The sequence below is a fragment of the Solirubrobacter pauli genome, assembly GCF_003633755.1.
Lineage (GTDB): Bacteria > Actinomycetota > Thermoleophilia > Solirubrobacterales > Solirubrobacteraceae > Solirubrobacter > Solirubrobacter pauli.
On sequence record NZ_RBIL01000001.1, the window covers coordinates 903,204 to 924,118 of the forward strand.

The following is a 20,915-nucleotide window of genomic DNA, read 5'->3' on the forward strand; positions in this document are numbered from 1 at the left end:
TGCGCGGCATGGACGCCCTTGACGTCAACCGCGCCCACTGGGACGCGCTCGCGGCCGTCCACGGCCAAGACGCCTACTACGACAAGGAAGCACTCGTCGCCGGGCGCGATTCGCTGAGCGAGCACGAGGCGGCGGCGGTCGGGGATGTGACCGACCTCGACGTGCTGCACCTGCAGTGCCACATCGGGTTCGACTCGATCTCGCTCGCCCGTCGCGGCGCGCGCGTGACCGGCGTGGACTTCTCGCCGCGGTCGCTCGCGGCGGCCGCCGAGCTGGCCGAGCGGGCCGGGGTCGAGATCGAGTGGGTCCAGGCCGACGCCACCGCGCTGCCCGAGGCGCTGCACGGCCGCTTCGACGTCGTCTACTCGACCGCCGGCGTGCTCTGCTGGATCGCGGACATCGACGCGTGGATGCGCAGCGTCGCCACGGCGCTGCGCCCGGGCGGTCGGCTCGTGCTGGTCGAGCTGCACCCGCTGTTCCTGATGGTCGGCTCGCCCGACCCGCTGGTGCTGGACTTCCCGTACGCGTTCGACGGGGCGCGCACGTTCGACGAGCCGGGCTCCTACGCCGACGCGAAGGCCGACGTCGCCGCGACCGCGACGGTGGAGTACGCGCATTCGCTGGGCGAGGTCGTCACCGCCGCGATCGGCGCCGGGCTGCGGATCGACGCGCTGCACGAGCACATGGACGCGGCCCGCGACCTGCGCGGCGACCTGCTGCCACGGGAGGCCGACGGCCGCTGCCGGCTACGCATCGGTGGCGAGGTCCTTCCGATCATCTACACGCTGCAGGCGACGCGTTGACGCTCCACGTCGAGTCCGAGGGCACCGGCGAGCCGGTCCTGCTCCTGCACGGCGTGAGCGGCTCCGGCGCGACCTACCGCTGGCTCACGCTCGAGGGCCGGCGCACCGTGCGGCTGACCTTCCGCGGCCACGGCCGGTCCGGCCGCGCCGCGTCGTACCTGCTGGACGACTACGTCGAGGACGCGCTGTCCGTGCTCGAGGACCTCGGCCCGGCGGCGATCGTCGGGCACTCGCTCGGCGGCGTCGTCGCGTGGACGGTCGCCCAGCGCCGGCCCGACCTCGTCACCCGGCTCTTCCTCGAGGACCCGCCGCTGTTCATGGGCGAGCCGGACGCGCATGCCGCCAACCCGGCGATCCCCCCGTTCCGCCAGCGCCAGTCGGCGGTGCGCGCGTGGCAGGCGCGCGGCGCCACTGAGGCGGAGATCGAGGCCGAGCTCGACCCCGAGGGCGAGCAGACGCCGGAGGCGCTGGCCGCCCGGTCGCACGCGCTGCACGCGCTCGACCCCAAGCTGCTGGACCCGGTGATCGCCGGCACCCTGCTCGCCACCGCCGACACGCGCGCGCCGGTCACGGTGCCGGTGCTGATCCTCGCCGCCGACCCCGCGCTGGGCTCCGCGTTCCCGCCCGAGCACGAGGCCCGGCTCGCCGAGACGCACCCCGACGTCAAGGTCGTCCGGCTGGCCGGCGCACCGCACACGATCCACGACACCGCCGCCGTCCGTGACGAGTACGTCGCGCAGCTGGTCGCCTTCCTCGGGTGAGGATCCGCCACGTCCGTGCCCACGAGGCCGAGCGCCTGCGTGAGATCCGCCTGCGCTCGCTCGCGACCGACCCGGACGCGTTCGGCGCCACGTTCGAGGGCGACGCGTCCCGCCCCGCCGACTGGTGGGAGCGTGGCGCGCGGCGCTCCGAGCAGGGCGGGCAACGGACGTTCGTGATCGTCGACGACGCCGACCGCTGGCTCGGGATGGCGCTCGTGCGTCCCGACGACGAGTCGCCGGGCGACGCCGTCATCAACGCCATGTGGGTCGCGCCCGAGGCGCGCCGCCAGGGCATGGGCCGCGCGCTGCTCGAGGCATGCGTGGAGTGGGCGGGCGAGCGCCGCTTCCGGGCGGTGAACCTGGCCGTGCGGATCAGCAACGCGCCTGCTCGTGCCGCCTACGCCGCCGCGGGCTTCGCGTTCGAACGCGCCGAGCGTGACGAGTACCGCCTCAAGCGCAGGCTGGTGTGACCGAGAACACACGTAACGGCACTCCGAAACGGGCGTACTTCCCCCATCTTCCACCCACGACCCCCACTGATCGGCATCCTCACGCACGAGCTCGTGGAAGAGCCCGGTGCGGCCCTGGCGCCTGCGCCGGGCCGGTCGGCGCGTGACCTCGCCCCACCGCGCCTGCACCTGCGCCTGACGTACGTGCACGCCGTCCAGGAGGCGGGCGGGATCGCGGTCGTGCTGCCCGCGCACGGGTTCGGCGACGACGCGCACCACCTGCTCGACCGCGTCGACGGCCTGCTGATCAGCGGCGGTCCGGACCTCGACCCCGCCACCTACGGCCAGGAGCGCCACCCGCAGCTCGGCCCGAACGTGGACCGCGTCGCCGACCACTACGAGCTGCGCATGCACGAGGCCGCCCGTGAGCGCGACCTGCCCGTGCTGGCGATCTGCCGTGGCCTGCAGGCGATGAACGTCGCCCGCGGCGGGACGTTGCATCAGCACATCCTCAACCACCGTCAGACGCCGGTCGCGCCGCACGAGCCGACGCACGCGGTGTCGGTCGCCGCGGGCTCGCCGCTGCACCGGATCACCAGCCGGCGCCGGCTCGCGGTGAACTCGTTCCACCATCAGGCGATCGACGAGCTCGGCCACGGGCTCGAGGTCATCGCCACCGCGCCCGACGGCACGATCGAGGCCGTCCACGACCCGTCGGCGCGGTTCCACCTCGCGGTGCAGTGGCACGCGGAGGTGCTCACGCACCGCCCCGAGCACGCGGCGGTCATGCGCTCGCTGATCGACGCCGCGGCCCGCCCGGGCCTCGCGCTCGTGGCTTAGCGGACGACGATCCGCGCGCTCAGGCGCGTGGTCGTCCTGGCGAGGCGGACGGCGAGCGTCGGGCCGGGACGCGGGTTCGTCGCCTGCGGGCTGGTGCGCAGCGCGCGGGCGGACGCGCCGCCGCTGACCGTGACGGTGTAGGCGCCGCAGTCCAGCCGGACGACGCCGTCGAGCTTGATGCCGGGCTGGCCGGGGCGCAGCGGTGTGACGCGGCCGTCGGCGTGCACGGCCTCGATCGTCGCGTCGTGGGCCGTCGGGAACTGCGCGTCGATGGTCACCGCGCGCTTGCGGGCGATGGTCCAGGCGGTCTCGATCGCGGTCGCGGTGAAGCGGTGGGTGGCGGAGACGGTGACGTCGGCGTTGGCGATCCGCGTCGTGGCGCGCAGGTCCTCGAACGGGCCGGGGCGGCGTGGTTCGACGAGGCGCAGCTCGCCGCGGTCGGCGGTCTGCGTCGCGAAGCGCCCGGCCGGGCCGCGCACGAGGAGGCCGAACGCCTGGTCCCCGCGTCCACCGAGGCTGATCGGGGCGCCCGCGCCGGTGAGCAGGCGGGCCGGCTCCAGCCCGCCGTACGGGAACGCGCCGCGGCTGGAGGCGACGATCGCCGTCCCGTAGCGGGGCGTCGAGACGGCGAGACGGCCGATGTCGGAGTCGTAGGCGAAGAACGGCGGCGGCTCGGGCGCAGGCCGGTCGCCGAGGCCGAGCGTGACGGCGCGGGCCGCGTTGGCCGCCATCCGCGCGGAGAACACGCGCCGGTCGCCGGCGGACTGGTGCTTGGTCGTCGCGCCGTACAGGTGGGGCGACGGGTAGGCGCGCGTGTCGCCGTCGACGAGCATCGCCTCATACAGCGCGAGCGAGCGGTCGAAGAGGTGCTTGGCCCAGCCGCCGTAGCGCGGGTCCTCGTGGAAGCGCGGCGCGGAAGCGATCGTCAGCAGGCCCTGCAGCGCGTACGCCCACGTCTTGGCCTTCATCCAGCGGGCGACGCCGAGCCCGGTGTCCCAGTTGAGCATCCCGCTGTGCAGCCAGTAGCCGAACAGGCAGCGGCGCACCCAGGCGCGCAGGCGGGCGACCTCGTGCGGCGGCAGCGGCGTCATCCCCGCTTGCAACGCCGGCTCGTAGGCGAGCAGCGCGTGCAGCGTGATGTTCGCGTACTCGGCGCTGTCGAGGTTGGTGGGATCGTCGGCCGGGAAGTGCGGCAGGTAGTTGAAGCGGAAGCTCGGGCCGAGGTTGCGCTTGGAGCGGATGAAGCGCCGCAGCTGGCGCCGGTAGTCGCGGCGCAGGAGCTCCGGGTCGCCCGTCAGCGTCGCGGCCGCCAGGTACAGCTCGGCGTTCCAGTTGATCTGGTTCAGACGGACGTTGGGGTAGCGGAAGAACGAATCGCGCGCGACGCGGTCGACGCAGAACGTGAGCCGCTCGATCGTCTGCTGGTCGAGCTGGAGCGCCTCCCGCGCCCGCCACGCGGCCACCAGGCCTTCCGCGACCTTCGGGTCGATCGACTTGTCCTGCGACGCGTTCGCGCGGTCGAGGTCCGCCAGCCAGCCCGGCGAGTGGAACATCTTGTCGCGCCGGCCGCGCGGACCGGTGAAGAACGCCGGCTTCTCGATCAGCTGCTGGACGAGCGCCCGGGCCCGGCCGTCGTTGCGCGAGCGGCCCTTGTGGCCCTGCTCCGCCGCGGTCGCGTGGACGGTCAGGATCGCCGCGTTGTAAATCGTCCCGACCTCGAGCGAGCCCGCGCTGTAGGCCTGCTTGTGCCGCACCCACGTGTGGTTGAGGCGGTCCATGATGCGGTCGGCGAGGAGCAGGTACTCGCGGTCGGTGAGCGGCGGTGCGGTGACGACGGGCACGTCCGGCGGACGCGGGGCGGCGAGGCTCAGCCGCGGGTTGGCGGCGGCCACCGCGGCGGCGGCCAGGAACGTCCGGCGCGTGCTGCTCACAGCGCGAACGGCGCCGGCCGGGGAAGCACCTGCGCACCCTCGACCGTTCGCGCCCACTCGTACGCCAGCGCTTTGGCGTGCGTGAGCCGGACGCCCGCGTCACGCAACCGCTGCAGGCCGCGCGCGTGCATCTCGCCCGGCGAGCCGACCGCGTCCTCGACGACGATCACCGCGAATCCGTGGTCGAGCAGGCCGACCGCCGACTGGTACACGCACACATCCGTCTCGAACCCGACGAGCACGGCGGTGTTGCGCTGGGGTCCCTTCACGGCGTCGAGGATCTCCGGCGTGCCGGCGAGGCCGAACGTCGGCTTGCGGAACACCGGCGTGCCCGGCTGGGCGAAGCCGGGCCGCGTCGGGCCGTGCCGCTCCGGCTCCTCCTCGGTCACCACGATCGGGACGTCCAGCGCGCGGGCGAGCGTCGTCAGCCAGTGCGCGCGGGCCAGCACGTCGGCGTCACCGCCGAAGCCGGGCTGCACGTCGATCACGACGAGCACGCAGTCCTCATGGTCGGTCAGGGGCATAGGTCGCGCATCGATCTTGCCGTGACGTGGGGATGGTTGGCAAGCAGCTCGAGCAGCTCGCTCGCGCGGGCCATGTCGTCGGGTTCCATCACGCCGTGGTGGAACATCACGCCGACCGGGCCGCCTTCGCGGACCTGGGCCGCGAACCGCTCGTCCAGCTGGTCGGGGCTGAGCCGCGCAACATCCAGGTGCACGGGCAGCTCCGGGAGGCGCCCGAACGGCTCGGCCTTGTGCTCGCGCGACAGGAGCACGAAGTCCAGCTCGACCAGGACCTCCGCCGTGTCTCGGGTGCAGCGGTTCCAGGGCGGCGTGAAGAACGGGTCGAGCCGGTCGCCGAGCAGCGCCTGGAGCCGCGCCTGCCCGCGCTCGATGTCCGCGTGCTGAGCCGCCCGGTCGCGCGCCGGTCCGAACTCGCACTTGCGCCCCTCGAGCTGGTGGTTGGTGTGCGCGTACCCGTGCTGGTGCAGGCCGGCGTGGCTCTCGCGCAGGCGCTGCGCGAGCGGCTCGTCCAGCTCCGCCGGGATCACCGCCAGGTCGACCGGCAACCCGTGCTCGGCGAACCGCCCGACCAGCTCGAGCAGCCGTGCGTCCTCCCAGCCCGCGTCATCGTCGCGGAAGAACACCTCGACCCCTTCGGTGGCGTCGAGCGCCTGTGACAGCTCGCCGCTCAACGGTCGAGCAGCTTGCCGAGCCGAACGGAGCCGGAGTCGTTGAGCGCCGCGGGTACCGCGTACGTGGCGGGGACGACGACGAAGGCGGCGGCGACCGTCAGCGTCGCGACCAGCCACCGGCGTGCGCCCCGCAGCAGATAGCGCGCCAAGGCGAACAGCGACACCAGCATGAGCGCGAGGACCACCAGGTGCCCGGCCCCCCACGCGACGGACTCGTCTATGACGGTGCAGCCGGAAGGCGAGCCGGCGCGGAACGTGTCGGCGCAGACCTGGATCGTCTCCCCGCTCCACGCCACCGCCAGCCAGGCCGCCAGCCCGTTGGCCGCGAGCACGAAGGCGATCAGGACGGCGCGACGGACCATGCCGCCCGTTGTCGCGGGTGAAGGTAAAAGCTTCGTAAAGGGCGTGACGCCGAGCGCATGGCGGTTGTCACCGGAGTGTGAACGGGTCGGTCGCCTACATCCTGATGGGGTTCCCGCGGGTCTCGGAGACGTTCATCGCGTCCGAGATCCACCGGGTGGAGCAGGCGGGCGTGCCGCTGAAGCTGTTCGTGATCAAGCCGGTCGAGGCGCGCGAGCAGGGGCACGACCATCCGGTGCTGGACGCGATCGTCGCGCGGCCGGAGTACCTGCCGGACCCGGTCGGGCTGACGAAGCCGATGCACTTGTGGCGGTGGCGGGACCTGCGGGCGTTCGCGCCGGCGCTGCGGCGGTGCGCGCGGCGGCGGCCGCTCGGCGTCGCGCGGGCGGCGCGGACCGCGTTCGCCCAGGCCTTCCGCGATCGGCGCAGCCGCGTCTCCGGCCCGCGCAAGATCTACGTGAAGGAGCTGATCCAGGCGATCACGCTCGCGGACCGGCTGCTGCAGGAGCCGGACGTGCGGCACCTGCACGCGCACTTCGCGCACGGGACGACGACGATCACGTGGCTCGCGGCGTGCATCGCGGGGCTGCCGTTCTCCTTCACGGGCCACGCGCGGGACATCTACGCGCCCGAGCTGAACCCGAAGGGCTGGCTGCGGCGCAAGCTGAACGCGGCGCGGTTCGTCGTCACGTGCACGGAGGCGAACGTGCGGCATCTGCGCCGGATCGCGCCGCGCGCGAACGTCCACCTCGTCTATCACGGCCTGTCCGCCGACTTCACCACGCTCCTGCGCGCCGACCGGCCGCGCCCTGAGACGAACGGGACGCTGCGCGTGCTGGGCGTCGGCCGGCTCGTGGCCAAGAAGGGGTTCGACACGCTCGTCGACGCCTGCGCGGTGCTGCGCGAGCGCGGGGTGCCGTTCGAGGCGCTGATCGTCGGCCAGGACGACAAGGACGGCGAGCGCCTGCGCGCGCACATCGCGGCGCGCGGCGTGCCGGTCGCCCTGCCCGGGCCGGTCGGGCCCGCGGACCTGCTGGACGAGTACCGCCGGGCGGGCGCGCTGTGCATGCCGAGCCGGCTGCTGGCCAACGACCGCGACGGCATCCCGAACGTGCTCGTGGAGGCGATGGCCGCGGGCGCGCCGGTGGTCGCCACGAACGTGTCCGGCATCCCGGAGCTGGTCGAGGACGAGGTCAACGGGCTGCTCGTCGAGCCCGACGACCCGGAGGCGCTTGCAGAGGCGCTCATCCGGCTTCACGAGGACAAGCCGCTCGCGCGCCGCCTGACCGAGAACGGCCGCGCGACCGTCCAGGCCCGCTTCGACGGCGAGCGGCTCGCGCAAGACCTCGCGGCGTTGTTCCAGGAGGCGATCGCGCGGTGATCATCGTCGCCCGCACCGCTCGCCCGCGCCCGGTCCACTGCGTCACCGAGCACGAGCACCGCGACCGCGCGCTCGCCGACGCGGTCACGGCCGGCCGCTTCACCTTCGCCGGTGAGACCCGCGTGCTCGGCCTCGAGCCCGACTGGTTGCACGCCGACCTGCCCGAGGACGAGGAGTGGCGGATCGACTGGGTCAAGTTCTATTACGGGCTCGACCTCGCGGACGCGTTCCGATCGACCGGTGACCCGCGGTACCTGAAGACGTGGGAGCGGCTCGTCGCCGGCTACGTGCTGCAGGTCCCGCCCGACCACGACGACAGCGAGGTGACCGCGCGCCGGATCCTGAACTGGATCTACGCATGGCAGCGGCTGCCCGAGGTCGACGAGTGCGTCGCCCACGCGGTGCACGAGCACCTCGGCCAGCAGGCCCGCCACGTGCGCGCGACGCTCTCGCCCGAGCGCAACCACCGCACGCTGGAGCTGTACGCGCTGCTGATCGCGGCGCTCGCGCTGCCGGACCTCGGGCTCGAGCCACCGCTCGCCGAGCTGCACGAGAACCTGCTGACCGACTTCCTCCCCGACGGCGTCCACCGGGAGCGCTCGACGCACTACCACTGCATCGCGCTGCGCAGCTTCGTCGGCGCGCGGGAGAACTGCCGCCGCTTCGGCGTGGCGTTGCCGCCCGGCTTCGACGAGCGGCTGGCGCGCGCCTGCGAGTTCGCCCGCGACTGCCGCCGCCCCGACGGCACGATCCCCGCGCTCAGCGACAGCGACACCGGCGACTACACCGAGCTGCTGCGGCTCGCCGCGCGGCTGCTTGCGCGGGAGGACCTGCTGGAGAGCCGCGCCGGCGACTACCCGGACGGCGGCTACTTCGTCCAGCGCGCCCGCGACCGCTACCTGATCTTCGACTGCGGCCCGCTCGGCGACGGCGGCCACGGCCACTACGACGCGCTGAGCGTCGAGGCGTGGGCGAACGGCGAGCCGCTCGTGGTCGACCCCGGGCGCTACACGTACGCGGAGGGCGAGCCGAACCTGCGCCACTGGTTCCGCGGCACCCCCGCGCACAACACCGTGACGGTCGACGGCGCCGACCAGACGCCGTACGCGCGCACGCGCTCCTCGCTGCCGAGCGCGCAGGCCACGTTCCTCGGCCGCGACGGGGACACGCTGGCCGGCGAGGTGCGCAGCCCGTGCTACGACGCCGTCCATCGCCGGCGGATCAGGCTCGTCGACGGCCGCTGGGTGATCGAGGACGAGCTGGAGGGCGAGCGCGACCATCGCTACGACCTGCGCTGGCACCTTCCGCCCGGTCCGGCGCGCCTGTTCCCGAACGGCGTCGTCACGCCGACCGCGCGGATCGCGATCGAGGGCGCCCGCTCGGTCGCGCTCGAGGACGGCTGGGTGAGCCCCGCGTACGGCGTCAAGCACCCGGCGAAGGTCGTGAGCGCGGTCGCCGTCGGTCGCAGCGCGCGCTTCGTGACCGTCCTGGAGCCGCGCGCATGATGCTTGCCGCCGACCCGGCCGTGCCGCGCCGTGACGCGCTCCTCCGGCCGGAGACGATGGCCGGCGTGCTGTCGCAGCGGCTGCACGCCGGCGTGCCGGTCGAGGCCTGCGAGCGCCACTACGTCAAGTACCGCGTCGGCGAGAGCGTGCGCGTCGTCTATCGCTACCGAGTGGGGACCACCACGACGTTCGCGGCGGCCCGGAGCGGCCGCCGCGACGGCGTCCCCGCGCCCGAGGTCGACGCCGCGCTCTATCCCTTCCCGCACGACCGCAAGCTGCCCGCCCTCACCCGGCTGCCGGGCGAGCTGGTCGCCTGGGCCTCCGAGCAGTCGGCGACGTCGCGCACCGCCACCGCGTACGCGAAGGTCCAGCGCGGCGACGGCGAACGCCGCGGCCTGCGCGCCCTCGCGGACCAGGACGCCGTCCGCGTGCCGCGCCTCCTCGACGACGCGAACGGCGTCCTGACGATCGAGGCCCTGCACGGCACCCGCCCGACGCTCCACGCCTTCGGCAACGCCCTGGCGACGCTCCACGAACTTAAACGTCCTGGACGTTTAAGTTCGTTCGACCGGCTCGATCCCGCTCGGCTGCACACCGCCGCGCGGGTCATCGCGCAGGCGCGGCCCGACGTCGGCGACGCGGCGCGCAGGCTGGCGGAGCGGCTCGGCGAGCCGCCCGCGCGACCGCTCGTCACGGTCCACGGGGACGCGAACCTCGGCAACGCGCTGCAGCTGCACGACGGCACCGTCGTGCTGCTCGACCTCGAGCATCTGAGCGAAGGACCGGCCGCGGCGGACGTCGGGCAGGTGGTCGCCAACCTGCTCGTCGCGCGCACGGACGCGCGGCCGTTCCTGGACGGCTACGGGCCGATCGACCCGGAGGCGCTGCGCTGGTACACGGCCGCGTCGCTGCTCGCGCGGGTCGCTTTGCCCGCCGTGAGCCGTGTGCGCCAGGACCTGCTGCCCCGGCTGGCGAGGCTGCTGTGAAACCCGCGCTGCTGTTCTACTGCCAGCACTCGGTCGGCCTCGGGCACCTGATGCGCAGCTATGCGCTGTGCGACCGGCTCGCCGAGCGCTTCGACGTGACGTTGCTCGCCGGCGGCCAGCTGCCGAGCGACATCCCGCCGCCGCGCGGCGTGCGGATCGTCGCGCTGCCGCCGCTGGGCATGTCCGCCGCCGGCTTCGGCAGCACCGACCCGCGCTACACGACCGAACGCGCGTGGGACGTCCGCCTCCACCGCATCCTCGACACCGTCCGGGACGTCCGGCCGAAGGTCGTGCTCGTCGAGCTGTACCCGTTCGGCCGGGCGAAGTTCACGCGCGAGATCGTGCCGCTGCTGGGCGCCGCCGACGACGCGTTCAAGGCCTGCAGCCTGCGCGACATCCTCGTCTCCGGCGACGCGCAGCGAGACGACCGCGCGCGCAAGCTCGCCGACGCGCACCTGGACGCGATCCTCGTCCACGCCGACCCGCGCTTCGCCCGCCTCGAGGAGACCTTCAAGCCCCCGACGCCGCTCAGCGTCCCGGTCCACTACACGGGCTTCGTCACCGGCCGCGAGCAGGCGGACGAGCCCGCGCGCGGAGACCACGTGGTCATCAGCGCCGGCGGCGGACGCGTCGGCCGGCCGCTGCTCGAGGAGGCGATCGAGCGCCTGAACGGCACGCCGATGCGGGCGATCGCCGGCCCGCTGATGCCGGACGAGGACTTCGAGGCGCTCCGCCGGCGGGCGCCCCGCAACGTCGACCTCATCCGCTCCGTCCCCGACCTCGCCGCCGAGCTCAAGCGCGCCGCCGCGAGCATCAGCCAGTGCGGGTACAACACCGCGCTGGACGTCGTCCGCGCGCGGGTCCCCGCGCTCGTCGTGCCCTACGCGACGCCCGAGGAGGACGAGCAGACGCGCCGCGCGCAACGCCTGCAGGACCTCGGCCTGGTGCGGGTCGCCGACCACGTGGAGCCGCGGCTGCTCGACGACTTCGAGCCGGCCCCCGCGAGCCTCGACCTCGACGGCGCCGCGACCACCCGCGACCTCCTCTACGAGCTGATCGCGTGAGCGACGGCGCCAAGGTCCTGCGCCCCTACGTGCTGCGCCAGTGGCGCGCGCTCGCGGGCGCCTCCGCCGGCACCGCCGTGCTCGCCCTGGCCGAGCTGGCCAAGCCGTGGCCGATCGCGCTGATCGTCGACCACGTGATCGCCGACCGCGAGGCGCCCTTCACGCCCGACCTGACGCTCCTGCTCGGGATCGGCGCGATGATCCTCGCGATCGCCGTCGCCGAGTCCGCCTCCACGTACTTCACGGGCCTGTGGCTGCAGAGCGCCGGCGAGCGGATCGCGCATCAGCTGCGCGTCGCGATCTACGACCACCTGCAGCGGCTGAGCCTCGCCTACCACCAGCGCACGCCCAAGGGCGACCTCCTCACGCGCGTGACCGAGGACGTCAACGACATGGGCGAGCTGTTCAGCGACACGCTCGGCGAGATGCTCCAGAGCGCGCTGCTCGCGGTCGGCATGACGGTCGTGCTGCTGGTCATCGACCCCGTCCTCGCGCTGCTGAGCCTCGTCACCGCGCCGCTGCTGGTGATCATCAGCTTCGTCTTCCGGCGCAAGGTGCGCGACCGCGCGCGCCGCCAGCGCCGTCACGAGGGCGACCTCGCGAGCATCGCCAACGAGGCGCTCTCCGCCATGACCGTCGTGAAGGCGTTCGGCGCCGAACGGCAAGAGGCCGACCGCGTGCGCACCCGCTCCGAGCAGCGCATGGGCGTCGGCGTCGAGGTCGCCCGGCTCCAGGCCCGCTTCGACGGCACCGTCGGCGTGATCCGCGCCATGGCGACCGCGCTCGTGACCGTCGTCGGCGTGTTCCGCGTCGCCAAGGGCGAGCTGAGCGTGGGTGACCTCATCATCTTCGTCTCCTACACGCGCAAGGCGTCCTCCCCCATGCGCTCGTTCGCGCGCGAGGCGGCCAAGCTCACCGCAGCGCTCGCCCGCGCCGACCGGATCGCCGAGGTCCTGACCGAGGACGACGTGATCGAGGACCGCCCGCACGCGTACCACGGCGGTCGGGCGCGCGGGGAGATCGAGCTGGAGGACGTCAGCTTCCGGTACGCGCACGAGCGTCCCGCGTTGCAGGACGTGTCGATCAAGCTCCACGCCGGCCAGCGGCTCGCGCTCACCGGCGCATCCGGAGCCGGCAAGTCCACGCTTGCCGCACTCGTCGCCCGCTTCTACGACCCGACGTCCGGACGCGTGCTGATCGACGGCCGCGACGCCCGCGACTGCGCCCAGGCCTGGCTGCGCGACCAGATCGCGGTCGTCCTCCAGGACACGGTGCTGTTCACCGGCACCGTGCGTGAGAACATCGCCTACGGGGCGGACGCCCCCGACGAAGCCGTCGTCGACGCCGCCAAGGCCGCCGCCGCGCACGACTTCATCCAGCGCCTGCCCGACGGCTACGACACGCGGCTCGGCCCGCAGGGCACGGGCCTCTCCGGCGGTCAGCGCCAGCGGCTCGGCATCGCCCGCACGCTGCTGCGCGACCCGCCGATCATCATCCTCGACGAGCCCACCACGGCGCTCGACCAGGACGCGGAGAACCAGGTGATGGACGGCCTGGACCGCCTGATGCGCGGACGGACGTGCATCCTCATCACCCACTCGGCGCGGCTCGCGAGCACCGCCGACCAGATTCTCGAACTCGACCACGGACGGATCACGGAGGCCACGACGCATGGCTAGAGCGCTCGTCACCGGAGCCGCGGGGTTCATCGGCTCGCACCTCGTCGACGCCCTGCTCGCGGACGGCCACGCCGTCCTGGGCGTGGACTGCTTCAACGACAACTACGCCGCCGAGGACAAGCGCGCGAACCTGGCGGGCGCGAACGACCACGACGCGTTCGAGCTGCTCACCGGCGACCTCGTCGACCTCGACGCGCACCGCCTCGTCGAGCAGAGCGACGTGATCTTCCACCTCGCCGGCGAGCCGGGCGTGCGCGGGAGCTGGGGCAAGCGCTTCGACCGCTACACGCACCACAACGTCGGCGCGACCCAGCACCTGCTGGAGGCGATGGCGGACGCGGGCGACGGCAAGCGGTTCGTGTACGCCTCGTCGAGCAGCGTCTACGGCGACGCGCTCACGCTCCCCACGCGGGAGGACGCGACACCGCGGCCGCTCTCGCCCTACGGCGTGACCAAGCTGGCCGCCGAGCACCTGTGCGTCCTCTACGGCGAGGAGCAGGACGTCAACACGGTCGCCCTGCGCTTCTTCTCCGTCTACGGCCCGCGCCAGCGGCCCGACATGGCGTTCCGCCGCTTCTGCGAGGCGATCGTCGGCGGCCGGCCGATCGAGGTGTTCGGCGACGGCCGCCAGTCGCGCGACTTCACCTACGTCGCCGACATCGTCGCCGCCACCCTCGCGGCGGGCTTCGCGGACACGCCGCCCGGACGGGTCTACAACCTGGGCGGTGGCGGCAGCGTGAGCGTCAACCGGGCGTTGGAGACGCTCGCCGCGCTCGCCGGCCGCCCGCTCGACGTCCGCCACGGCGAGCGCCAGGAAGGCGACGTCGCCGACACGGGCGCGGACACGGCCCGCGCCCGCGCCGAGCTGGGCTGGACGCCCGCGACCCCGCTCCGCGACGGCCTCGCCGCTGAGCTGGACTGGGTGCGCGAGCGCGCGGTCCCGTTTCCGCGCATGCGGAGCTTGAGCGCTTCTTGACGTTCGCTCCACACTCGCTTGAGGGGACGTCCCGATACGTCCCCCATGTCCCGCTTCACGCCCAATCGCCCTGATCACCTCGTCGCCTCGATCGTCGCCCTCGCCGAGCAGAGCAACCGCCTCGCGCTCGACGCCGCCATGGAGGCCGCTCGCGCCGACCGCGAGGGCCACACCGCCACCGTCGTCGACCAGATCTGCCGCCTCGCGGTCGGCGCCGGCGTCTCCGCCGGCGAGATCGTCTGGCTCGTCACCGAGCTCGAGAGCGCGACCGAGGACCTCGGCCAGCTGGCCGAGGCCGGCGTCGCCGTCGCGGGCATGGAGTCGTGCATGATCGCGGTCACCGAGGCCGTGCAGGGGGTCGCCGACCGCGGCGCTCCCGTCGAGGTCTCCTCTTCTGCCGAAGCGCTGCGACGGGTCAGCGCCCAACTGGCAGAGCTGCTGCCACGCCTCCAGCCGGCCTGACGGACCGCTAGCCCGGAGGCTTGAGCCGGGCCAGTCGCAAGGCGAGGTGGCACAACAGCCGGTCCTCGCCGTCGTGCAGGTTCACGCCGGCCACTTCCTCGATCCGACGCAGGCGGTAGTACAGCCCGCCGCGGTGAAGGGACAACGCCGCGGCGGTGCGCTTCACATCGCCCGCGTGATCGAGATAGGCCTCGAGCGTCCGCACGAGCGACTGGTCCCCGGCCAGCAGCCGCCGGAGCCCCTCCGGCAGATCGTCCAGTGCCGCGTCCGGCAGCGCCGTCACCACGCGCTCCACGCCCAGCCCGTCCCAGCTCGCGGTCCCGCTCTCCTCGTGGGCCGCGACCCGCAGCGCCGCCAGCGCACGCCGGTAGGACGTGCCCGCGTCGCGCAGCGCCTCCACCGCGTCCCCCTGGCCGATCAGCGCCCGCGGTGACGCGAGCGCCCCGAGCGCCTCGAGCACCGCGGCGCTCCCCCGCTCGCCCGCCAGGCACACGAGCCGCTGCTCGAGCTCGGCGCACAGCGCCTGCTTGGCCGCCAGCCGCGCCCGCAGCCGGTCCAGCGCCTCCGCGCTCCACTCCTCCCCCGCCGGGCTCGCCGGTGCCGCCACCCACACCCGCAGCGGCCGCAGTGGCAGGTAGTGCTCGGCTTCGAGGTCGTGCGCGGCCTGCTCGGCGTGCGTGAGGTCGCTGCTCAGCAGCGCGGTCACGAGCTGCTGCTCGTGACGGCGGCGGACGAGCTGCGCGTCGGCGTCCGGGCCGACCAGCGCGGCGGCCTCCGCGGCGGCCGCCCGCGCGAGCCGGAGCTCGTCCGCGTTCACGGCCGGCTCCTCGAACAGCCACAGGTACCCGAGCCGGCGGCCGGCGCCCACGAGCGGGATGCAGACCCGCGCGCGCATGCCGATCTCCGGCCGGGCGGGGATGTGCACCGGGCCCGTGGCGGTGCGGATGCCCTCGGCGAACAGCGCCACGCGGGCGTCGTCCGGAGCGAGCCGGCCGAGGATCGACGCGGTGCGCACCGCGTCCAGCTCGCCGAACTGCGTGCTGTACGCGAGCGGCCGCAGCTCGGCGTCATCGATCAGCACTGGACGACCCAGGCTCAGGCTGAGCGAATCGACGATCTCCTGGAGCCCTCGGTCCAACGCGGGACCGAACTTACTCCGTCAGCGCGTGGAGTTGGCGCGTTCTTCCGTTTCCGGGAGCGCCAGGCGCGGGTTGCCCTCGCGGAGCAGGAAGCGCGGGTTGGACTGCGTGAGCCGGAACGCCTGGACCTCGCTGACCCCGAGCCGGCGCAGCGCGTCGTAGCCGTACGGGAGGATCTCCTCGCGGGTACCGGGGTGCGTGTCGGAGGCCAGGCAGTAGGCGCGGCCGCTCATCACGAGCTTGGTGGCGACCTCCTGCGGAGCGGGGCCGTGGGCGCCGAGCAGGCTGGAGACGTTGACCTGCAGCAGCGCGCCGGCCTCGGTGTGCGGCGTGAGCCGGTCGATCGGGCCGCGGACCCGTTCCGGGTGGGCGAGCAGCAGGCCGTAGCCGAGGCGGGTGAGGCGCTCGACGGCGGCGTCGAAGTCGTCGTGCAGGCCGGCGAAGGGGCACTCGAGCAGCAGCCACTGGGCGTGCGACGGGCCCTGGGCGATCAGCTGCAGCTCACGGTCGGCCAGCTCCAGCGCGTCCTCGTGCGCGAGCTCACCGCCCGGATGCAAGGTCACGTTCAGCCCTTCGGCGTGAATGGCATCCTGCAGCTCGGCGCGGCGGCCGGCGAGCTCGGAGATGTCGATGTGCGGGAAGTTCGAGCGCTTGATGTGCGAGGTCGTCGCGACGTCCAGCACGTCCTCCTGGTCCAGCAGACGTGCATAGCGGACGGCCGCTTCAAGGGTCCGCGCTCCATCGTCGAGGCCCGGCAGGATGTGGCAGTGGAGATCGACGTACGGCATGGCCCTATAGGTGGTAACAGGCCGTCAGCAGCGGTCGTGTGCGACTTCACCTGTTCAAAACATTTGCTAACGCAACCAAGGGCGATCGGCATCATTGCCCCCATGGCCCGCATTTCCCCGGTCGACGAGACCTCAGCGCCGCCCGAATCCGTGGAGCTTGCCGCCGCGCACGCTGCCACGGGCGGGCGGATGACGAACATGAAGTGGACCCTCGCGCATTCGCCGGTCGCGCTGGACGCGCTGCTGCAGTGGTATCCGCTGCACGACCAGATCGCGCCCGTGCTCGGCGAGCGGCGGACGTGGCTGTTCTGCCACGCGATCTCGACCGAGAGCGACTGCCTGATCTGCTCGACGTTCTTCCGGCGACTGCTGATCGACGCGGGCGAGGACCCGTCGAACCTGCAGCTCGACGAGCTCGACGCGCTGATCGTCGACCTGGGCCGCCGGCTGGCCGAGGACCCGCACACCGTCGACGACGCGATGCACGCGCGGCTCGCGGAGCGGTTCACGTCCTCGCAGGTCGTGACCCTGATCGCGTTCGGGGCGATCATGCTCGCCACCAACGTCTTCAACGACGCGATGGGCGTCGAGCTCGACGACTACCTCGAGCGGTACGCGGCGTGATCGCGTTCATCACGGGCGCCGCCCACGGCCAGGGCCGCGCGACGGCGATCGCGCTCGCGGAGGACGGCTACGACATCGTCGCGCTCGACGTGGCGGCGCAGCTGACGTACCCCGCGTACCGCATGGGCTCGACCGAGGAGCTCGACTCGCTCGTCGCCGAGGTCGAGGGCCGCGGGCGCGAGTGCCTGCCGGTGATCGCCGACGTGCGCGACTTCGAGGCGGTCGACGCGGCCGTGACCGCGGCCATCGACCGCTTCGGCCGCATCGACGTCCTCTTCAACAACGCGGGCATCTGCGCGTACGGCATGGCGCACGAGCTGACCGAGCCCGAGTGGGACGCGATGATCGACATCAACCTCAAGGGCGCGTGGATCGTCGCCCGGCAGGTGATCCCGCACATGATCGCGGACAAGCGCGGCGTGATCATCAACAACTCGTCGATCGCGGGGCTGCGCGGCATGGGGCGGCTGTCGCACTACGCGGCCTCCAAGTGGGGGCTCACCGGGCTCACCAAGTCGTGGGCGATCGAGCTCGCGCCCCACGGCATCCGCGTCGTCTCGATCCACCCGACGGGCGTCGACACGCCGCTCAACGACGGCCTGGCGGCGATGGAGGGCAAGACGCCGCAGGAGATCGCCGAGGCGTCGGCGGGCAACCTGCAGCCCGTGCCGTGGATCGACGCGCAGGACGTGGCCGAGGCGGTGCGCTTCCTCGTGTCCGACAAGGCGCGCTTCGTCACCGGGTCGCAGTTCGTGCTCGACGCGGGGCTGCTGACCCGTTAGCGGTAGTCGGCGACGTTCGCGGGGCGGCCGTCCTCGATGAAGCGCCAGGCGTCCGGCCTGGAGCCGTCGACGTCGGTGAAGCCGTAGACCTGCGCGAGGCCGCCGCTGGAGAGCGACTCGCCGTTGAACCGGGCCTTGTCCGGGTCGGCGGCGAGCGCCGCCACCGCGCGGCCGACGAAGCGCGGCGTCTCCGAGATCGCGAAGTCGGGGATCTTCGCGAGCGCGTCGCGCCAGTTGTCCTCGCGCACGCCGAAGTGCTCGAGCATCATCTCGCTGCGCAGCCAGCCAGGCGTGAGCGACACGGACGTGGCCTGGTGCTTCGCCAGGTCCTGCGCGTGCGCCCAGCCCATCCGGTTGATCGCCACCTTCGCGAGGTCGTAGAACGGCGACTCGCGGTAGGTCTTGGCGTTGTACTCGGTGGTGCCGTCGCCGACCTCGATGTGCAGGCCGCCCGGCTCCTGGATGAGCAGCGGAAGCGCGTAGTGGGCGGTGATCAGGTGCGTGTCGATCCCGAGGCGGAGCAGGCGCAGGCCGTTGGCGAGGTCGTGCTCCCAGACCGGGCTGGTCCACTCGAACAGGTGCTCGCCACCCCAGACGTCGTTGACGAGGACGTCGAGCCGGCCGTGGTCGGCGCGGATGCGGGCGACGAGCGCCTCCACCTGCTCGCGCTCGAGGTGGTCGGTCGGCACGGCGATGCCCGTGCCGCCCGCCTCGGTGACGAGCTCCGCGGTCCCTTCGATCGTCTCCTGCGTGCGGCCGTACTCCGACACCCGCTCGCGGGTGGTGCGGCCCGTCACGTACACCGTCGCGCCGGCCGCGCCGAGCTCGGTCGCGATGCCGCGCCCGGCGCCGCGCGTGGCGCCCGCGACGAGCGCCACCCGGCCCTCCAGGGGTTTATAAACGTTCATTCGGTTATTATTACCAGCGATGCCTCGCCCTCGCACGCGATCCGACGAAGAGCTCCTGGACGCGGCCTACGCGCTGGTGCGCGAGGGACGGCTGACGTTCGCCGCGGTCGCATCGGCGACGGGCCTGTCGGGCGCGACGCTCGTGCAGCGGTTCGGCACCAAGGAGGCGCTGCGGCGGCGCGCGCTGCTGCGGGCCTGGGACGGGCTCGAGGCGCGCACGCGAGAGCTCGCGGCGTCGGCGCCCGGTACGCCGGAGGGCGCCGTGGAGCTGCTCGTCGCGCTCTCCGGCCAGTACGACGAGATCGACCGCTACGCCGACAACCTGCTGATCCTGCGCGAGGACCTGCGGGACCCGGCGCTACGGGCGCGCGGCGCGGCGTGGGAGCGCGAGCTGCTCGCGGCGCTCGACGCGCGCTGCGGCGAGGGACGAGGCGCCCTGCTGGCGGCGCATTGGCAGGGCGCCGTGACCTGGTGGGCGTTCCGACCCGAGTCCGGCCCGCTCGACGAGACCCTGCGGAAGAGCCTCAGCGCGCTCGTCGCGTTGTTCTAGCCGCCGGTCATCCCGCGAGCCACCGCACGATCTCCGCCGCCGGCCGCTCCCGCGCCAGCGGATACGCCTCCCCCGCCCACAGGTTGAAGCCGTCCGCGTCGCCGGCCGCCCGCGCGGCGGCTCGGAGCTGCGCGGTGGCGTGGTGGATCTCGGGATACGCGATCGGCGCGTCGGGGTGCTCGGCCATGAACCGGTTGCGGACGCCGCGCGCGAGCCGCCCGCTGAACGCGCGCGTGAGCGCGGTCGGCGCGCTCCCGGTCACGAGCCGCTCGCGGTACGCCGCGACGGTCCCTGCCTCGTCCGCGAGCAGCAGCGCGGTGCCGACCTGCACGGCCGCCGCGCCGAGCGCCCGCGCGGCGCGCACCGCCTCGGGCGTGCCGATGCCGCCTGCGGCCACGACCGGGACCTCGACCTCCCCCAGCAGCTGAAGCAGGGACAGGAGGCCGATCGGCACCGTGTCGGGCGCGTCCACCCACGTACCGCGGTGCCCGCCCGCCTCGCCGCCCTGCGCGACGAGCACGTCGGCACCCGTCGCGATCGCCGCGCGCGCCTCGTCCGGGCTCGTGACGGTGACCCAGGCCTCCCCCGGGACATCCGGCAGCGGGTCCGGGCAGCCGAAGGTGTACGAGACCGCGGCGATGTCCTCTCCCGCGAGCAGCGCGAGCTTCGCGTCCCAGTCGTCGTCTTCCCAGCGTGGCTCACCCAGCCCGGCGACATAGTCGGCGTAGGTCCCCGGATCGGCGCGCGGCCCGGGCACGAACAGGTTCACGCCGAACGGCTGGTCGGTCAGCGCGCGCGTCGCGGCGATCCGCTCGCCCAGCACCGACGCGCTCAGGTAGCCCGCCGAGAGGAACCCGAGGCCGCCTGCGTTCGAGACGGCCGCGACGAGCTCCGGGGTGGTCGGCCCACCCGCCATGGGGGCGCCGATGATCGGGACGGGACGGTCGTCGATGACCACGTGCACGTCTTATCACGACGTCCCGATGGTCGGATACCCGAGCGTGCGGAGCCGCACTATTGGTGGCTGTTAGCTTGCATCCCAGTTGTCACAAGGGTGTCACAAGCTTGTTACTATCTCGGTGCGACCTGCCGATGAGGTAGGGAGCACTCCTCCCCATCTCCCCGTCACTCCTCCCCAAGGACGCACCATGAGCAAGCTGGTCTCCGCCATCAAGCGGACGTTCGCCGACGCCGCCGCACCGACCGTGCACTTCCACCAGGGCACGACCAACTCGTTCCCCGAGGTCTGCCACGAGGGCGCCTGCGAGCGCCCGCGCCTGTCGGTCCGCGGCTAAGCCGCAGCCTGGTCGGCCGGCTCTTCCGCCACCGCGCGGGAGAGCAGGTCGCGCAGCGCCGCCCGGTCCTCGGCCGTCAACGAGCCGAAGACCTCCTCCTCGAGCGACTCCATCGCACGCTCCGCGTGCCGCAGCGCCTCTTGGCCGGCCTCCGTGATCACCACGATGTGACGACGGCGGTCGGCCGGGTCGCGCCGACGCTCGACGAAGCCCTTGCCCTCGAGGTCGTTGAGCAGCAGGACGGTGTTGTTCGCGTCCATCTGCATCGACGCGCACAGGTCCTGCTGCGGCAGCCCACCCTCACGCAGGTTCGTGAGGACCATGTACGCCTTGAGCTTGAGGCCCAGCACATCCTCGCTCGCGCGGCGGTAGACGCTGCGCGTGAGCTTGATCAGCAGGACGATCGAGCCGGGCGATGGAGAGGCAGACATGTGTCG

Annotated in this window: 24 protein-coding genes; 15 read left to right on the top strand and 9 right to left on the bottom strand. The window is 73.2% G+C overall.

Annotated elements, in window-relative coordinates:
• Positions 1–8: 8 nt before the first annotated feature.
• The 4 genes from C8N24_RS04110 to C8N24_RS04125 all read left to right on the top strand — a co-directional run bounded on the left by C8N24_RS04110 (position 9) and on the right by C8N24_RS04125 (position 2,853).
• On the top strand, positions 9–803 hold the full coding sequence (locus C8N24_RS04110; protein ID WP_121248270.1) for a class I SAM-dependent methyltransferase: 795 nt from the start codon (positions 9–11) through the stop codon (positions 801–803).
• Positions 800–1,564 carry an alpha/beta fold hydrolase gene (locus C8N24_RS04115; RefSeq protein ID WP_170178833.1) on the top strand — a complete coding sequence of 255 codons (765 nt, stop codon included), beginning with the start codon at positions 800–802 and terminating at the stop codon, positions 1,562–1,564. The genes C8N24_RS04110 and C8N24_RS04115 overlap by 4 nt, the downstream gene beginning before the upstream one ends.
• The gene (locus C8N24_RS04120) at positions 1,561–2,034 is read left to right on the top strand and encodes a GNAT family N-acetyltransferase (protein WP_121248272.1); all 474 of its coding nucleotides are present in this window, start codon (positions 1,561–1,563) and stop codon (positions 2,032–2,034) included. The genes C8N24_RS04115 and C8N24_RS04120 overlap by 4 nt, the downstream gene beginning before the upstream one ends.
• 93 nt (positions 2,035–2,127) lie before the next feature.
• A complete protein-coding gene (locus C8N24_RS04125) occupies positions 2,128–2,853 on the top strand; it encodes a gamma-glutamyl-gamma-aminobutyrate hydrolase family protein (RefSeq protein WP_170178834.1) in 726 nt (241 codons plus the stop codon).
• On the opposite strand, the gene C8N24_RS04130 is transcribed toward C8N24_RS04125, so the two are convergent.
• From C8N24_RS04130 to C8N24_RS04145, 4 genes are read right to left on the bottom strand one after another with little or no spacing between them, the layout of a single operon-like run.
• The gene (locus C8N24_RS04130; protein WP_121248276.1) at positions 2,850–4,784 is read right to left on the bottom strand and encodes a hypothetical protein; all 1,935 of its coding nucleotides are present in this window, start codon (positions 4,782–4,784) and stop codon (positions 2,850–2,852) included. The genes C8N24_RS04125 and C8N24_RS04130 overlap by 4 nt on opposite strands.
• Positions 4,781–5,308 (bottom strand): isochorismatase family protein, encoded by a 528-nt coding sequence (locus tag C8N24_RS04135; RefSeq protein WP_121248278.1) that lies wholly within the window; start codon positions 5,306–5,308, stop codon positions 4,781–4,783. The genes C8N24_RS04130 and C8N24_RS04135 overlap by 4 nt, the downstream gene beginning before the upstream one ends.
• Positions 5,299–5,979, bottom strand: coding sequence for a polysaccharide deacetylase family protein (locus C8N24_RS04140; protein WP_121248280.1), 681 nt, complete (start codon positions 5,977–5,979; stop codon positions 5,299–5,301). Before C8N24_RS04140 ends, C8N24_RS04135 begins: the two co-directional genes overlap by 10 nt.
• Positions 5,976–6,341, bottom strand: a complete 366-nt coding sequence (locus C8N24_RS04145) for a hypothetical protein (RefSeq protein ID WP_121248282.1) — start codon at positions 6,339–6,341, stop codon at positions 5,976–5,978. The genes C8N24_RS04140 and C8N24_RS04145 overlap by 4 nt, the downstream gene beginning before the upstream one ends.
• A 77-nt stretch (positions 6,342–6,418) precedes the next feature.
• Between C8N24_RS04145 and C8N24_RS04150 the strand changes: the two genes are divergently transcribed.
• The 7 genes from C8N24_RS04150 to C8N24_RS04180 are packed head-to-tail and all read left to right on the top strand — an operon-like array spanning position 6,419 to position 14,392.
• Positions 6,419–7,720 (top strand): glycosyltransferase family 4 protein, encoded by a 1,302-nt coding sequence (locus tag C8N24_RS04150; protein WP_121248284.1) that lies wholly within the window; start codon positions 6,419–6,421, stop codon positions 7,718–7,720.
• Positions 7,717–9,225 carry a heparinase II/III family protein gene (locus tag C8N24_RS04155; RefSeq protein WP_121248286.1) on the top strand — a complete coding sequence of 503 codons (1,509 nt, stop codon included), beginning with the start codon at positions 7,717–7,719 and terminating at the stop codon, positions 9,223–9,225. Before C8N24_RS04150 ends, C8N24_RS04155 begins: the two co-directional genes overlap by 4 nt.
• Positions 9,222–10,211 carry a phosphotransferase family protein gene (locus C8N24_RS04160; RefSeq protein WP_121248288.1) on the top strand — a complete coding sequence of 330 codons (990 nt, stop codon included), beginning with the start codon at positions 9,222–9,224 and terminating at the stop codon, positions 10,209–10,211. The genes C8N24_RS04155 and C8N24_RS04160 overlap by 4 nt, the downstream gene beginning before the upstream one ends.
• The gene (locus C8N24_RS04165) at positions 10,208–11,275 is read left to right on the top strand and encodes a glycosyltransferase family protein (protein WP_121248290.1); all 1,068 of its coding nucleotides are present in this window, start codon (positions 10,208–10,210) and stop codon (positions 11,273–11,275) included. The genes C8N24_RS04160 and C8N24_RS04165 overlap by 4 nt, the downstream gene beginning before the upstream one ends.
• On the top strand, positions 11,272–12,954 hold the full coding sequence (locus C8N24_RS04170; protein WP_121248292.1) for an ABC transporter ATP-binding protein: 1,683 nt from the start codon (positions 11,272–11,274) through the stop codon (positions 12,952–12,954). Before C8N24_RS04165 ends, C8N24_RS04170 begins: the two co-directional genes overlap by 4 nt.
• A complete protein-coding gene (locus C8N24_RS04175) occupies positions 12,947–13,930 on the top strand; it encodes an NAD-dependent epimerase/dehydratase family protein (RefSeq protein WP_121248294.1) in 984 nt (327 codons plus the stop codon). Before C8N24_RS04170 ends, C8N24_RS04175 begins: the two co-directional genes overlap by 8 nt.
• Before the next feature lie 45 nt (positions 13,931–13,975).
• Positions 13,976–14,392, top strand: a complete 417-nt coding sequence (locus C8N24_RS04180; RefSeq protein ID WP_121248296.1) for a methyl-accepting chemotaxis domain-containing protein — start codon at positions 13,976–13,978, stop codon at positions 14,390–14,392.
• 7 nt (positions 14,393–14,399) lie between these two features.
• Here the strand turns inward: C8N24_RS04180 and C8N24_RS04185 are convergent, their stop codons facing one another.
• Together C8N24_RS04185 and C8N24_RS04190 are read right to left on the bottom strand one after the other, a co-directional pair.
• Positions 14,400–15,473 (bottom strand): PucR family transcriptional regulator, encoded by a 1,074-nt coding sequence (locus C8N24_RS04185; RefSeq protein ID WP_121248298.1) that lies wholly within the window; start codon positions 15,471–15,473, stop codon positions 14,400–14,402.
• 78 nt (positions 15,474–15,551) lie between these two features.
• Positions 15,552–16,319, bottom strand: a complete 768-nt coding sequence (locus tag C8N24_RS04190) for a CpsB/CapC family capsule biosynthesis tyrosine phosphatase (RefSeq protein WP_121248299.1) — start codon at positions 16,317–16,319, stop codon at positions 15,552–15,554.
• Between the two features lie 102 nt (positions 16,320–16,421).
• On the opposite strand from C8N24_RS04190, the gene C8N24_RS04195 reads away from it, so the two are divergent.
• Together C8N24_RS04195 and C8N24_RS04200 are read left to right on the top strand one after the other, a co-directional pair.
• Entirely contained in the window at positions 16,422–16,943 is a 522-nt protein-coding gene (locus C8N24_RS04195; protein WP_147447635.1) for a carboxymuconolactone decarboxylase family protein, read from the top strand.
• Positions 16,940–17,725 carry a mycofactocin-coupled SDR family oxidoreductase gene (locus C8N24_RS04200; protein ID WP_121248303.1) on the top strand — a complete coding sequence of 262 codons (786 nt, stop codon included), beginning with the start codon at positions 16,940–16,942 and terminating at the stop codon, positions 17,723–17,725. Before C8N24_RS04195 ends, C8N24_RS04200 begins: the two co-directional genes overlap by 4 nt.
• Here C8N24_RS04200 and C8N24_RS04205 read toward each other — a convergent pair.
• Positions 17,722–18,633 (bottom strand): SDR family oxidoreductase, encoded by a 912-nt coding sequence (locus C8N24_RS04205; protein ID WP_121248305.1) that lies wholly within the window; start codon positions 18,631–18,633, stop codon positions 17,722–17,724. The two genes, C8N24_RS04200 and C8N24_RS04205, sit on opposite strands and share 4 nt — an antisense overlap.
• A 19-nt stretch (positions 18,634–18,652) precedes the next feature.
• On the opposite strand from C8N24_RS04205, the gene C8N24_RS04210 reads away from it, so the two are divergent.
• Positions 18,653–19,183, top strand: coding sequence for a TetR/AcrR family transcriptional regulator (locus tag C8N24_RS04210; protein ID WP_121248307.1), 531 nt, complete (start codon positions 18,653–18,655; stop codon positions 19,181–19,183).
• 7 nt (positions 19,184–19,190) lie between these two features.
• Here the strand turns inward: C8N24_RS04210 and C8N24_RS04215 are convergent, their stop codons facing one another.
• Positions 19,191–20,141: an NAD(P)H-dependent flavin oxidoreductase gene (locus C8N24_RS04215; RefSeq protein ID WP_121252922.1), complete on the bottom strand. Its 951-nt coding sequence runs from the start codon at positions 20,139–20,141 to the stop codon at positions 19,191–19,193.
• A gap of 190 nt (positions 20,142–20,331) precedes the next feature.
• Between C8N24_RS04215 and C8N24_RS33670 the strand changes: the two genes are divergently transcribed.
• The gene (locus C8N24_RS33670; RefSeq protein ID WP_170178835.1) at positions 20,332–20,478 is read left to right on the top strand and encodes a hypothetical protein; all 147 of its coding nucleotides are present in this window, start codon (positions 20,332–20,334) and stop codon (positions 20,476–20,478) included.
• Here the strand turns inward: C8N24_RS33670 and C8N24_RS04220 are convergent.
• Positions 20,475–20,909, bottom strand: coding sequence for a MarR family winged helix-turn-helix transcriptional regulator (locus C8N24_RS04220; protein WP_121248309.1), 435 nt, complete (start codon positions 20,907–20,909; stop codon positions 20,475–20,477). The genes C8N24_RS33670 and C8N24_RS04220 overlap by 4 nt on opposite strands.
• Between the last annotated feature and the right edge of the window lie 6 nt (positions 20,910–20,915).